This window comes from Aquimarina algiphila, assembly GCF_007489275.1.
Classification (GTDB): domain Bacteria; phylum Bacteroidota; class Bacteroidia; order Flavobacteriales; family Flavobacteriaceae; genus Aquimarina; species Aquimarina algiphila.
In genome coordinates this window covers 44,248-59,538 of record NZ_VLNR01000042.1, presented here as the reverse complement: position 1 = coordinate 59,538, position 15,291 = coordinate 44,248, and the positions used below count along the sequence as shown (strand labels likewise).

General features: G+C 32.5%; 9 protein-coding genes. 3 read left to right on the top strand and 6 right to left on the bottom strand.

Features of this window, described 5'->3' with window-relative positions; translation table 11 throughout:
* Positions 1 to 232 precede the first annotated feature (232 nt).
* The 3 genes from FOF46_RS18555 to FOF46_RS31660 all read left to right on the top strand — a co-directional run bounded on the left by FOF46_RS18555 (position 233) and on the right by FOF46_RS31660 (position 2,674).
* A complete protein-coding gene (locus FOF46_RS18555; RefSeq protein ID WP_143917494.1) occupies positions 233 to 1,351 on the top strand; it encodes a helix-turn-helix domain-containing protein in 1,119 nt (372 codons plus the stop codon).
* Positions 1,352 to 1,430: 79 nt separating this feature from the next.
* The gene (locus tag FOF46_RS18550; RefSeq protein WP_109437947.1) at positions 1,431 to 2,363 is read left to right on the top strand and encodes a virginiamycin B lyase family protein; all 933 of its coding nucleotides are present in this window, start codon (positions 1,431 to 1,433) and stop codon (positions 2,361 to 2,363) included.
* Positions 2,364 to 2,503: 140 nt separating this feature from the next.
* Positions 2,504 to 2,674, top strand: coding sequence for a hypothetical protein (locus tag FOF46_RS31660; protein WP_160114284.1), 171 nt, complete (start codon positions 2,504 to 2,506; stop codon positions 2,672 to 2,674).
* Between the two features lie 202 nt (positions 2,675 to 2,876).
* Here FOF46_RS31660 and FOF46_RS18545 read toward each other — a convergent pair whose 3' ends face one another.
* The 6 genes from FOF46_RS18545 to FOF46_RS18520 all read right to left on the bottom strand — a co-directional run bounded on the left by FOF46_RS18545 (position 2,877) and on the right by FOF46_RS18520 (position 14,383).
* Positions 2,877 to 4,067, bottom strand: coding sequence for a serine hydrolase domain-containing protein (locus FOF46_RS18545; protein WP_167571881.1), 1,191 nt, complete (start codon positions 4,065 to 4,067; stop codon positions 2,877 to 2,879).
* A gap of 87 nt (positions 4,068 to 4,154) precedes the next feature.
* The gene (locus tag FOF46_RS18540; protein ID WP_109437963.1) at positions 4,155 to 4,997 is read right to left on the bottom strand and encodes a helix-turn-helix domain-containing protein; all 843 of its coding nucleotides are present in this window, start codon (positions 4,995 to 4,997) and stop codon (positions 4,155 to 4,157) included.
* 430 nt (positions 4,998 to 5,427) lie between these two features.
* Entirely contained in the window at positions 5,428 to 5,748 is a 321-nt protein-coding gene (locus FOF46_RS18535) for a hypothetical protein (protein WP_143917492.1), read from the bottom strand.
* A 229-nt stretch (positions 5,749 to 5,977) separates the two neighbouring features.
* Positions 5,978 to 9,340 (bottom strand): transcription-repair coupling factor, encoded by a 3,363-nt coding sequence (mfd, locus tag FOF46_RS18530; protein WP_143917491.1) that lies wholly within the window; start codon positions 9,338 to 9,340, stop codon positions 5,978 to 5,980.
* A 183-nt stretch (positions 9,341 to 9,523) separates the two neighbouring features.
* Positions 9,524 to 12,676: a T9SS type A sorting domain-containing protein gene (locus FOF46_RS18525; RefSeq protein WP_143917490.1), complete on the bottom strand. Its 3,153-nt coding sequence runs from the start codon at positions 12,674 to 12,676 to the stop codon at positions 9,524 to 9,526.
* A 564-nt stretch (positions 12,677 to 13,240) separates the two neighbouring features.
* Positions 13,241 to 14,383 (bottom strand): aminotransferase class V-fold PLP-dependent enzyme, encoded by a 1,143-nt coding sequence (locus tag FOF46_RS18520; RefSeq protein ID WP_143917489.1) that lies wholly within the window; start codon positions 14,381 to 14,383, stop codon positions 13,241 to 13,243.
* Positions 14,384 to 15,291 lie beyond the last annotated feature (908 nt).

Genomic DNA, 15,291 nt, shown 5'->3' with positions numbered 1-15,291 from the left:
AATCCTTTTAAAACCTTGAGTATTTTATCGTAATTTGCTTGAAAGTTGTGCATATGAATTATAGTGTCGTAACTACAATTTACTGCCTTTTAGCAGTTTGCGCAACTTTTTCTAAATGCACAACGGGTAAGAAAAATACATAATTTACATTTCTGGAAGTGTGATTTGATCCATTCGGTCGAAAAATATAAGATAATATGATAGCTTTGTAGTAAATCATAATCATTTTTTGATGCCAACTTTTGAATTCATTGACCTTATACTTTTTTTTGGAATAAGCCAGGGTGTTTTTTTAGCAGCTACTATTCAGATTATAAAGAATAAGAACAAGGCTTCAAACAGAATATTATCGATAATGTTGATGCTTGCAGTTTTTATGCTTTTAGGCAGAATGATTTTTTTTAAATTTTTGACGGCTAGATTATTTCAATGGGCTATTCTTATTGATTCAGTAATTTTTATTTTCGGGCCGTTATGCTATATGTATTTTAGGCGATTGATATTTTCTAAAAATGATACATTTAAGCTTTCATGGCTTCATTATGTGCCTCTTATTCTTCATTTTTCATTCTCATTGTATATTTTTTCTTTTCAAGTCGATGATTTTTCAGATAAGTTATTATCTGGATACTTCAATGTACCTTTTTTAAGTATTGAAGGAGCAGGGATTGTTTCTAATATATACTATTGGATTCTTAATATGAAGATTTTAAAATCATATATTCATAAAGAGAAAAATCATGTTTCCTATACTCAAAGTCTGGTGTCATTTTTAAAGTTTTTTCAAATCATAATCTTTATTGTTATTACGGTTTGGATGATTAGCTTTACTTCTATGCAATTTTTTAGTTATTCTATAAAATTCATTAATTATAATTCAGTTTGGGGTACGATTTCTGTATTCATATTTGTAATTGGATATTATAGCCTTAAAGAACCGGAGTTGTTTAGAATACCTTTTCAAAAAGAAAAGACAAAATCACAACAACGGTTACCGCAAGATCAGATTATTTCTATAGGAAAAGAGCTAAATTACCTCATCCAAAAAGAAAAGATATTTTTAAAACCGAATTTAACGCTTCGCGATCTTTCCATACAATTAAATACTTCTACTCATAATATTTCGTGGTACCTTAATCATGTATCAAAAAGTAATTTTTATGACTACATCAATCATTTTAGAATAAAAGAATTTTTATCAAAAATTGATAACGATGAACACCTTCATCATACCATACTTGCGATTGCTATGGAGGTAGGTTTCAATTCAAAATCTACTTTTAATAAGGCTTTTAAATTCGAAGTTAATGATACACCAAGAAATTATATTAAAGGATTAAAAGTGGCTTAAAATAGGTGCGAATACATCCAAACCGTCGATTTTTAGAAAGGGTCTAGATACTTTAGAGCAAAACTTAAAATCATTCATTATGAAAACATGTATTAAAAACATTAGAGTAAAAGCATTGATGCTTTTTATGGTATCCACAATATTAGTATCCTTAATTTCTTGCCACGGAGATGGATTTGATCCTGATCTCGAAGTAGAAACTGTAGTTTCTCCTTTTTCTGGTAACGATGCAGTTAGTGTTGATAAGCATGGTAACATTTATGTCTCTGAGTTTGGTCAATTTGTCGGGTCAAACGGTAATGGAACCAGGCTTTTTAAAATATCCAAAAATGGAGATGTTACAGAACTAGCTTCAGACTTAACAGGGCCATTAGGAAATGCAGTTGATGCACAAGGTAATCTATATGTCGTTAACGGGAGTGGAGATGGAGCAGGGGATATTCTAAAAATTACTCCGGATGGTACACAAACTACGGTAGCTATTATTGAGGGTTTCCCATCAGGACTCACTTTGGATCATGATAATAATTTGTATGTATCAAATTTTGCAACTCCAACAGTCCATAAAATTACTCCAGAAGGCGAAGTAACTGTATATGCATCTGATCCAAAATTAGCAGGTGGAGTAGGTGTGGATTTTGACCGTAAAGGAAATCTAATTGTTGGAAATTTTGCTACAGCAGATATTATATCAATAGATCAGGAAGGAAATGTTTCTCTTATCACTACTATTCCTGATGTAGTGGTTAATGGCTTTGGAATTGGATATATCACTGTAGTTGGAAATTCTGTTTTTGCTACCGGGATTGGAGTAAATAAAATATTCAAAGTTTCTATGGATGGGACGACAGAAGAATTTGCGGGTACAGGAGACCCTGCACAAACTGATGGGTTACTAGAAGAAGCTTCGTTTAATGGGCCAAACGGCATTTCTTCTGATCCTTATAATAAAGCAATTTATATTTCAGAATTTGGAGGAACCGGTGGAGTGAGAAAAATTAAACTCTATTAATTTGATATTAAGAGGTTTCCCTGTATACATTCGGTCGAATTAATCAATAACACTACTTAGATTTGTGATTAACTATAAGAATTGTAATGGGTAGACCAATCTGTTATAATATTAATTATTCATCTTAAAACCATAGTGTTATGTTACAATTAATTTTAAATCAAAAAGGAGTACATGTATTATGTAAGCATCAACAAAAATCAGTTAAAGGAAAAGGAGGAAGAAATTCTCCTTGTCATTCTGGGGATGATTGTGATTTTGGTTTGGTGTGTGCAGGTTGTTATTGCAGACCAATTGGAGGGGCAGTTTGATTAAAAAGAGTAGAGGTTAATTCAATTTTGAATAAGAAGTTTAGACCACTTCTAACAGTCAGTATTTAATATTCTAAAAAAAACAGGGATGAAATTTTCCCTGTTTTTTGTTTCATTTTGTATATAATTTTATGCCTATACAATGACTTTTAGAAGCGCGATGATTAGTGTAATTAATAATAAGAGTATACTTTTCATAACATTAGGATTTAGATATAAAGAGTTTTGCGATATCATAGGCATATTTAAATAAGTCTGATGAAGAACCACTTCGGTTCATAAGTAAAGAAATACTCATATTATATTCTGGGAATAAAATTAATAAAGATGTAGATCCTAACGCCGTTCCTCCATGATGAATGATTTGTGTTCCTGATAATCCTTCTATCTTGCTTTCTATGATATCATTACGCCATCCAATTGCATAATTTTGTTTATTGATTTGCCCATTTTTTAGAGCAGTAGGTTGTATAAGAGCATGCATGATCTCTTTTCTAAGTAATGTATGGTTTAGAAATGCATTTCCTACTGTAACCAAATCTGTTGGGGATGCTAAGAATCCTCCGCCGGCCCATTTATTACTATTGTTTACTTTATAAACCTCTTTGTATTTTTTGTTTTCAATATCATAAAATTTTGATAGATGCTTTGATGGATTCATTTCCTTTTCTGCTTCAATATTTACTCCCAATGGATCAAATACAGATACTTGCATAAAATCCCGAAACTCCTTTTGTGCTGCACCTTCAATCATTGCACTCAATAAGGTATAGTTGTATGTACTATAGCTAAAATCTGTCCCTGATGGAAATAAGAGTTCATCATCATTAAAAATGCTCACACTTTCTTCTACAGTAGCATATTCTTCATTATTATAATATTCCCATATGGGGAAACAAAAACAAGTTCCATAATTACGTATTCCAGAAGTATGAGAAGCAAGTTGTTTCATGGTTACCTCAGAAAGATCAGTGTTAGCATAAGGTACAAATTGATTGACTTTAGAGTCAAAATCAAGCTTGCCATTTTGAAGTAAAACCCCTAATCCGATGGAAGTGACTGCTTTGGAGGTGCTTCCAATTCTAAATTTTGTATCCAAACTTGCTTTTGTATTATTTTCTATATCCTGGTACCCCATAACATTGGACCAAATAAGTTTGTTGTTTTTACCTACTGCCACAGAAAAAGCAGGTGCTTTAAGATTGTTGAATATATCTCTGAAAAGACTATCAGCTTTTTTTGAAATTGAATCCTGATGGACTTTAAGTGGTTCTAGAGTATTCTTATTAGGCAGTTGAGACCATCCCGTAGTATAAACTGCTATTGGTTGAAACAGGTAAAAACTTAGAGGAAGTAGTATAACCAAAGCTGAAATTATAAGTATCTTTTTCATTTTATTAAATTTAAAATTGGATATAAGATGTACTGTCATTGAAAAAATATTCAATGATTTTGAGAGGTATTAAAAAAGGTTATGTGTTTAATCGAGTTGGGTTTCCATTTGCTTTGCTTTAAGCATTTGAGAAATTTTGTAGAGTAAAATGACTTCTAGAATAATAGTAGGGGTCAACATAATATATCCCAAAAAACCTAGCACAACAGTAGCCATACATCCATATGTAATAATCTCAAAAATCCCGGTAACCTTGGCCGATGTTCCTAAGGCATTTTGAAGGCGAATTACCGATATTCCTAACAAGACTCCAATAATACCATATGTAACTCCTTGTGCACCCAAGAGTATTACAAAATCAAATTCACCAAAATGTAAGGAGAGAATATCGTAGGTGTAAAAAACAATCCCCATCAGGATGAATATGAAAGAGGTAATTTTTAATAAATAATTTTTAAAAATTTTACCAGAAAGGACAAAACCTCTCATAAAAAGAATGATTGAAGTTAGGACTACAAGTTTTAAAATGCTATAAGCCGTAGTGTTGAGAATCATATTGTCCTGAAAATACCTTAGATAATCTACTACAAATTCTCCAAAACCAAGAATAAAATACACAATACCACTTATCCAGGATATTGATAATTGCCGTGTTAAAAAACTAGCTTCTTTACTATCGTCAACTTCAAGCAAAAATAATTTTTTAAATTCTTTGGTAACATTAGAATCTACAGTCTGGATTTTCTCTAAGTCATAATCCAAAGCAGATAATATGGTTTTTATAGTATAGCTCCTTGGTGTTACTTCTCCCGCCTCAATACGTTGTATAGTACGAACACTAATATTACATTGTTCTACGAGTTCTTCTTGTGTGAGTCCTTTTGATTTTCTTAGTTCAGATATTTTTATACCTAATGCTGGTTGATTCATGATTTTTAAGTTTTTAGTTACATTCTTGTGATCACTAGAACTTGATTTCATTTTCTTCAGCAATATTAAATTATAACATTAGGTTCTCAAATATTTTGGCTTGTCTTTCACCCGACATTCACCCGCCAATCTAGATATAGCAAACCTTTTCAAGGATTTTAAAAATATCTTTAGAATGCGAAATATATGAATTATTCTATTGAATGTGTTATGATTTTTTCTAGAAATTACTTTTTGTAGATCATGTATTTGTATTTTTTAACCCGTAATAGATTTTCTAATACATGAATCGGGTTTAACTCTTTTAAGGTTAAATATAGTTGTAGCTATGCAAGTAGTAATTCTTATATATTTTGGGTAAGTATATTGATTATTGGAGGTGTATAAATTATGAATTGATTTTGCATATAGATAGAATATTTAAGAAATACTAAGCTGCTCTTACTTCTAATGTTCTTAAATAACTTTTAACTTCAATGTACATTGCTTCTTTACTGTACACATCATCAATGTTGTTATAGCAATGATAACCAAAAGAATAATTCATAGAAAACTCTTCTATATCTATTAATTCTGGATTGTTTTTGTAGTTTTCTATTTCTTCGGTAAACCTCCTTTTTAGATTTGAATAATTTATTGCATACAATTTATTCGTATTAAGATCATCTATCAATTGACCAACTCGATTATTTATCTTTTGTATCTGTTTCCAGGGATCTTTTAAAAAACTAAATTCTTCTCTTGCGCTCATAATCGATGTTGGTTTATTATTATAATTAGGGTGAAATTAAAAATATATACCTCGTTAAAATGTATTTGTCGACAAAACAAGCTAAAACTATCGTTAAAGTGTTATTTTTTGTCGATAAATGGTTTTTTTTTTGTAAATGAGAACAAAAATTATACCCTGAATATTCTGGAGTGAAAACAGGTCTTTCTGCGAAAAAACATTGGATTAATATATGGGATCCTGATTTTACCTAAGGTTTTACTTCGCTGATTACTGGTTGGATGGGTTGTAGTGCTTTTAATGCTTTATCAACAGAATTAATATTTTCAAAAGTTAATAATAAACGTAATCCGTTTCTGGTATTCTTTTCTTTCATCTTACACACTCCGGGATTCTGTTGTACAAATTGTAATACAAAGGTAAATGCAGGACTTTGATAAAATCCAGATTGTTGATCGCTTATGAAATAACCAATGAGTTTATTTTGTTTCATGATGATTTTTTCAATTCCGATGGCTGTAGCAATCCACTTAATTCGAACAGAATTTAGTAAATCCACTGCTTGATCTGGTAGTTCACCAAAACGATCTACTAATCGTTTTTCATATAACTGTAATTCTTCTTCGTTTTTAATCGAATTGAGTTCGGTATATAGATTTAATCGTTCGGTAATATTATTAATATAATCATCAGGAAATAGTAATTCAAAATCGGTATCGATTTGCGTGTCTTTTAAGAATACCTTCTCCTTGGCTTGATCCTGGTAGAGTTCTTTAAATTCATTTTCTTTTAACTCTTCAATGGCTTCATTCAATATTTTTTGATAAGTTTCAAAACCAATTTCATTAATAAAGCCACTTTGTTCTCCACCCAACAAATCTCCTGCTCCTCTGATTTCGAGATCTTTCATAGCAATATTAAAACCACTACCTAGCTCAGAGAATTGCTCTAGTGCAGTTATTCGTTTACGGGCATCTTCTGTCATTGCAGAATATGGCGGAGTAATAAAATAACAAAATGCTTTTTTATTACTTCGGCCTACACGACCTCGCATCTGGTGTAAATCAGAAAGTCCAAAATTATTGGCATTATTGATAAAAATAGTATTTGCATTAGGAACATCCAATCCACTTTCTATGATTGTTGTAGAGACCAGTACATCAAATTCTCCATTCATAAAAGAAAGCATAAGGTTCTCCAGCTTTTTACCATCCATTTGCCCATGTCCGATAGCCACTTTTGCATCGGGGACTAATCGTTGCACCATTCCTGCTACTTCTTTGATGTTTTCGATTCTATTATGAATAAAGAATACCTGACCTCCACGTTGTATTTCATAGCTTACCGCATCACGAATAGTTTCTTCGGTAAATCGTATGACATTGGTTTCAATTGGATATCGATTTGGTGGTGGAGTAGTGATGGTAGATAGATCTCGAGCAGCCATCAAACTAAATTGTAATGTTCTGGGAATTGGCGTGGCGGTTAATGTTAATGTATCTACATTTTCTTTGATGGTTTTGAGTTTATCTTTTACTGATACTCCAAATTTTTGTTCTTCATCGATGACAAGTAATCCCAGGTCTTTAAACTGTACCGCTTTATTAACTAACTGATGTGTCCCAATGATAATATCTACTTTTCCGGCAGCGAGATCTTCAAGGGTTTCTCTTTTTTGTTTTGCTGTACGGAAACGATTTATATATTCTACCGTTACCGGAAAATCCTTTAATCGCTCACGAAATGTTTTAGCGTGTTGAAAAGCCAAAATAGTAGTAGGTACAAGGATAGCAACTTGTTTTCCGTTATCAACAGCTTTAAAAGCTGCACGTATAGCAACTTCCGTTTTACCAAAACCAACATCGCCACAGATCAAACGATCCATTGGGCGCTCACTTTCCATGTCTTCTTTTACTGCAGCTGTAGCGGTACTTTGATCAGGAGTATCTTCATAAATAAAAGAAGCTTCTAACTCATGTTGTAAGTAGCTATCTGGATTATACTGAAATCCTTTTTGTAACTTTCGTTTGGCGTATAACTGGATTAGATTAAAAGCAATATGTTTTACACGTGCTTTGGTCTTTTGTTTTAGTGTTTTCCAGGCTTTAGAGCCCAGTTTGTAAATCTGCGGAGGCTTTCCGTCTTTACCATTGTATTTTGAAATCTTATGAAGAGAATGGATACTTAAATATAATACATCCCTTTCTCCATAAATCAATTTGATAGCTTCCTGTTTTTTGCCTTCTACTTCTATTTTTTGTAATCCACCAAATTTACCAATCCCATGATCGATATGAGTGACATAATCGCCCACTTCTAGATTAGTAAGCTCTTTTAAGGTAATCGCTTGTTTTTTGGCATATCCATTTTTAAGGTTGAATTTATGGTATCGCTCAAAGATTTGATGATCGGTATAACATGCGATATTGTTGTTGTGATCTATAAACCCTTGAAAAGCCGAAAAAACAATAGTTTCATATTGCTTTACATCAAGATCGGCATCGTCAAAAATATCATGAAAACGTTTTGCCTGTTGCTCGCTGACACAAAAAATATAATTCTTAAACCCTGCTTCATGATTTTCATTTAAATTCTGGATAAGAAGATCAAACTGTTTATTGAACGAAGGTTGAGGTTTTATGTCAAACTTTATAGAATAATCGGCTTTGGTTAATGGTCGATTTCCGATCTCAACCAAAGTAAAATTAAGCAGTTGTTTTTTTAATGTTTCAGAATTGGTAAAAAGCTCCTCTGGAGTAGCGTGTTTAATTTCCTTAGAAAGCGTCTTGAAAGCTTCTTCTGCTTTTTCAAAGTTTTTATCAATTCTGGCAGAAAACAGATCAATGTCTTTTGTGAAAATCACAGTCTTAGAAGCAATATATTTTAAGAAACTTTCACGGGTTTCCTGAAGCGCTTTATTCTCTACATTAGGAATGATTGTAATTTTGTTAATCTGATCTGTAGACAATTGTGTTTCTACATCAAACGTTCTGATACTATCAACTTCATCACCAAAAAACTCAATTCGGTAAGGTTCATCATTACTAAACGAAAATACATCTAAAATCCCACCACGAACAGAAAACTCGCCAGGTTCGGTTACAAAATCTACTCTTTTAAATTGATATTCGAACAGTACTTCATTTACAAAATCCAGAGATAATGTATCATTAATGCTAATCTTTAAGGTGTTTTTCTCAAGTTCTTTTCGGGTTACCACTTTTTCGAATAGCGCATCGGGATATGTAATGATTAATGCTGGTTTCTTACGAGAATTGATACGATTAAGGACTTCGGCTCTTAATAGTACATTTGCATTATCGGTTTCTTCTATTTGATAGGGCCTACGATAACTACCAGGGTAGAAAAGCACATTTTTATCTCCCAGTAATTGCTCTAGATCATTTAGATAATAAGCAGCTTCTTCCTTATCGTTAAAAATACATAGAAAAGGCTTTTCGGCTTGTTTAAAACTATGTTCAATGATAAAAGATAATGATGATCCAATACTTCCTTGCAGATGTACTTTTGTTTCAGACTGGGCAATAGCTTTCCCTAGTTTCTGTAATTGCAGAGACTGTGAAAAAGTTTGCGAGATTAAAGTTGCACTCACGTAGCAATAGTTTTGTCGCAAATATAGCATTCTTATTTATATAGAATGACTCATTACTTAGATGTCTTTAATTTTTGAGGATCTTATATTTCCCCCTTAAACAATCTATGTTTAAAGGGGATTTGAATAATTTTTAAGGATTAACCGCTCTATGCTTAACAATTAGGTTGACATATGTCAAATTTAATTTTTGATAATTTTAATGGTGGTTAACTCCTTACCTACGATTACTTTTGCGATATAAATTCCAGCAGGTAATGATACACCTTTTTTGTTATTTCCATTCCAATTATAGCTATATGTATTGGATGAAGTAGGGATTCCTTTTAATTTTTTTAATTTTTCACCCTGTATATTAAAAATAGAAATAGACACTTTTGTAGGATTATCAGTTTGTACGTCTATAGTCATTTTGTTAGTAAATGGATTAGGGTGTGACCCTTTAACAATAGTAGTTTTATGAATATTACCTGCATTTCTGTTACCAGAGGCACTGCGTAATGTATAATATGCTAAAGGAACACCTGATGTAGGTATCGTTGCTACCGTATTCCAAGAACTAGTTTCGATATCCAGTCCTATTCCTATACTATTTGCTAAATTAGAAATCAAAGATTTAGTGATTTTAAGTTCTATAGAATTAGAAGTTTTAACAGCGGTTATTGCTGAAGTGCCTTGAGAATTCCAGCTCCAATTATTTCCAGATCCATTGTATTTAAACAATTCTCCGTTTTCAATACTATAATCGCTGCCTTCTGGTGACCAAAGGCCATTTTGATAGCCTGTTGAGGTGTTATTATCTGTATTTAGGAAGAATATATAGTTTGTGTTGGTTGTCCCTTTGGCCAAAAGATAGATGTAATCGTTATCGTCATAGGCTTTTAAGGATGTTAAACCTCCATTGCCTTGTGTAGAAATTGCTGTTACGTTAGCCCAATCAGAACTGTTTCCGTCAATTATAATTTCTATAGGATTGCTGATATCAGTATTCGTAACAAGTACATTAGCAAAGGTTGCGGTGCAGACCTCTGCTTCATTGTGACTTGTTAGAGCTAAACCTATATAGACGTCATTATTCATTGTAATTTCATCTTCTCCTATTTTTATCCAATTAGTACCATCTTCCGATTGATATGCTGTTAGTGTAGTATTAGCTCTTACCAATTTAAGCCATACCGGAACTGCGCCATTTATACCTGTGTGTGTAGTACCGCCCCTGTCTACATTTCTTCTTTGAAATGCTATTCCTTCTGCAGAACTTGCTACTAACATAGCATGTTTAGATGTTGAATTCAATGTTTCTCTTATCATTACACCACCTTTGGCCCAAGGGTTTGTAGTGCCAATGGAATTGGTTTGGGCGATAATTTCTCCATCTCCTTTTAAAGGTTGATAGATGAAGTGAAATTCATCAGAATTATTCCATATATCGGCTCCGCCAGCATCGATTGTAAAGGCTCCGTTTGAATAGGAAGCATTTCCATTGATAACAGGGTTACCTATATCTGCATTATTCCATGGTGTAGGTAGTGGAGTATTTCCTGATGGTATGGTTACTTGTGATATATTACTATAAACTGAGGCACCTGCAGTGTTATATCCTCTAATTCTATAGTAATAGGTTGTCCCTAATGCTAGGTTTGTGTCTTGATATGTACTAATGTTTTCCATTACTACATCAATTTGCTCAAAATTGTTACTGTTGTCTTGCGATCTTTCAATACGATATTCAGTTTCATTATCAGCGTTATCATTCCATATTAGGGATATGTTGTTAGAACCACTTAAACTTGTGCTCAGGTTAGATGGAGCAGTCGGAGGAGTTACTAAGACCAATGCAAACTCATATGCACCTAAGTCTATAGTGTTTTTGATTCTATTATTATCATTTAAATCATTTTCTCCACTTAAAGGAATTATTCCGTTTGGATAAAAATCTTCCCAGAACGGATCAGGCCAATTTGATATACTTCCTGTAGTTGATCCAGCATTTATAGCCGGTGAGTTTGATAAAACTGTAAAATCGATCGCAGAAATATTTGTAAATCTAGGATCAGAAACCACTGTTGTACCCGGTAAGTTGTTTTGCCCAGATGTAGTGTTACCCCACCACAGGTTTTTGTTAAACTCTATGTCTGCGTTACCACCATTGTTTAAGCCTTCATAGTTATTACCAACATTTGTAGATCCAACAATGATATTATTAGCTATTTTGGTGTTTTTTACTTTATATTGAAAAGTTATTTCTGCACCCCATCCAGCATCATTTTTATAAAAAGTATTATTGATGATAGCAATATTCTCAGCGCTACCCGTACTAGTTGCATTAAATCCACCCATGGCTACGCCTAACTGTGTGTTTTTATAAACTAGGTTGTTGGACATGATGATATTTTCGGTTTTTTTGCCTTGTTGCTCACTGGCAAATTCGAATCCTAAATCATTACCTGTAGAAATATTACGATCAAAAATGATATGAGTACCACCATCTACATAAAAGCCTCCAGCGCTGGCTTCACCGCTATACCAAGGGTTGTTTGTAGAGCTATTGTTTTCAGCAATATTACCTACCACCAAACCGTTACGAACTCTATCGTTTGCTTCAGGACAGCTACCACATTCACCTTCATATCCAATAAAATCAAATCCGATATTATTGTTATCGTGTACGTAATTATCCTTAACAATGAAGCCAGAAATGTTGCCATTTATGACAAAAGCTTCACTGCTTTGTAGTATATTATCATATACTTCATTATCGTGTAGCTCAATGTTTTTTATACCACCTTCGGTAGTGCCAAAAACACCAATACCGTGTGCTCCTACAGCACAACCCGAGCATTGACTGTTATGTTTTATATTGTGCACTTTGTTCTCAGCAATTTCTATATTAGAATTTGTACCAACTACATAAATTCCCACGGGGCTTTGGTTGTTATTTGATGTTTGAAAATCTTTAATATCAAAACCGATTATTTTGATATATCTAGCATTCTGAATTGTGACAAGTCCTTGTCTTCCTGATACAGCTAATCCTGCTCCTGATATAACAACATCGTTAGATATCGCCTTTAATGTTACATAATTGCCTGCATTACCAGAGTCTTCATTACCTTTAAAAATTACTTTTTCGTTATAAGAACCTTGTGATACTAATATTGTATTGCCAGGATTTGCTTTATCTACCGCAGCTTGTATGGTTAGTAATGCATTGTTTTCTGAAGTCCCATCATTGTTATTACTACCGGATTTGGATACATAAATGTTTTGAGCACTAAGTATTCCGGTTAGAAGGAACATTAGAAATAATAAACTAAAAGATTTTTGTTGTTTCATTTGAATTGAGGTTATAGTTAATTTTAATTTGATTTAATATATGATGATACCTTGAAATTGTATTTAAAAGGAATGATAGTATAATGGATTGAGCATAGTTCTATTTTACGAAAACATCTTGAATTTGAAATAAGTATTTGATTATCAATATCTCATGGTTAAAAAAAAGTTGTAGTAAGCATACATTTAGGGGTTAGTTTAAGATTTCTAATTTATTGCTTTTAAATTCCCAAAAACAAAAATTTTATTATCCGTTGTTTATAATGTGAAATTGAATAGTTCCTAGATAGAATTCGTTTATTTGGAAAGGATGAAACTAATTTTTTACGTTTGAATTCTATAAAAAACTATGCTCTAAATTTTTCTAAAAGCTTTTTCCTTGATTAGTTGTTCTATTAAAAAAAACATGAATATTATTGGTGAGTACTAATATAATAGAGCCTGTAATTGCTGTGTAAGTCGTGGAACTATAATCACAAATATTTTCTTCATGCAATTGTTTTTAAACCTTTTAAAATAACGTGATTTACTCAAATGTTTTAATTCAAAAGAGAAAAGTTACCGCTATTTGAAACAATTTAATAGTTTCTGAAAATCTTCTTCTGTATTGTATATATTACAAGAAACCCTCACTGCATTTCCTCTAAAAGAAACAAAGATTTGTTCTTCTTTTAGCTTGGTTTTTAATGCTTCTAAATTTAGATGTTCAGGGAAATAAATTCCGAAGAGATGATGAGCCCTATGAAGATCATCTTCGATAAAGCATCCTAGATCTCTAAGCTTTTGTATTGCAGATGCAGATATTGTTTTGCAATATTCTTGTATAGCAGCCGGTGACCATTCTATTAATTGTTCGATAGCTCGAATCAACATTGGGGTTAATACAAAATTGCTGGATTCGCCTACCGAATATCGAGCAGCTTTTTCTTGATAACGATCTTCATATTGAGTCAATTTAGAGAAATCTTCGCTATTATAACGACTCATCCAATTATGTTCGATAGGGGTTCCGTCATTAAAAGCATCACTGTAGTAGGCCATTCCGATAGAGTATGGTCCTAACATCCATTTATAACCTCCACATATTAATGCATCTGGTTGGATTTCTGCAACAGAAAAAGGTAAAGCCCCAATACTTTGTGTGCCATCAATAATTAAAGAAGCGTCAACGGTTTTGGTTTTTGCTCTTATGGTTTTTAGATCAAATAAAGTCCCATCTGCCCAATGCACATTGCACATGGCAACAACTGCTGTCTTTTCTGTAATCGCATTAAGGATATTTTGATTCCATATTGCACCACGATTTTTAAAATCTAAAGGAGGCTTGATAATCGTGATAAACGCATCGTGTTTTTGAGCAATCTCTCGCCAGATATATACATTACTGGGGAATTGTTCATCTACAAGTATAATTTCACTCCCTTTTTGAATAGTAACATTATTTGCTGCATTTGCAATACCATAAGAAACAGAAGGGATTATAGCCATGTTTTTATAGTCTGGCGCATCGACCAAAGTGGCAAAACGTTGTTTTAGGATTTCTTTTTGGGTGAAAAAATCTTCGGGTAAAATTTCATTAGGTTTTGACTTCTTAACAACAGAAGAAAGTCCAACTTCTGTTACTGATTTTAATTGAGGAGCCATGTATGCCCCATTAAGATAAGTGATGTCTTCAGAAAGATCAAAGTGATGTTTTTGATGTTGCATTCTTCTATTTTAAGTTGAAAATGGTGTAAATCAAAGATGAAGTTATTAATACTCATTGATCCCTTGTAAAGGTATACATATTCAAGATATTAAAAGAATAGGGTAAAAGTTAAAACTATGCTAATTAAGTGAGACACTATTTTGAAAATTGGAAAAAACATTCAAAAAGGCAAGCCGAACTTATTTCGTTGAATATCGGTATTTGCTTTTAATACTTTTTTGCATTGATGATATAGTACAAAGATGTCAATGATTTGGTAACATTTTACGTTGCTGAGGCATATACTTCTATCGATAAAATTAAAAATAAAAAAAATAAAATTTTTTTTCCCAGTCCCGAAAAATGAAACTGGCATGTTTTAATATTGCGATGTGAAACAGAATAAAACAATACAATGAAGGTATAAAAACACTACCCAATGACTCATTCCTAATCAGGGTAGGACTATAGGTTAGGATGAGTATTGGATAAATGAAGGGGGTTACCCATCCCCTTCATTATTTCAGTGACTGACTGATTTTTTGCAATGCTTAAGTCCTCCCTTAATTAGGGTTTGGGAGGATTTTTAAAGAACGGTTATAAAGATAATCAAACTTTTATAAAAGATAGATGTTAACAGAAATTATGAAGTATTAAGATTGTAGCCATAATTTAAAAAATACACTATGGTTTTACCACAAGATATATATTTGCGGCTTCTTTTCACGACCCCAGAATAGAAGACGTACTAAACCATCTTTATTAAAAATGACAGAACAACCAACTTTTTTGGCTGGTATTGCTATGATATGGGCTTTATCTTCTTTTAAAACTATCAACTTTTTTACATCATATCATCAGTATTATTCTGAGAATATTAAAACATAAGTAACATTTTCAACACCTAAGACATAAACATTAAATCAAG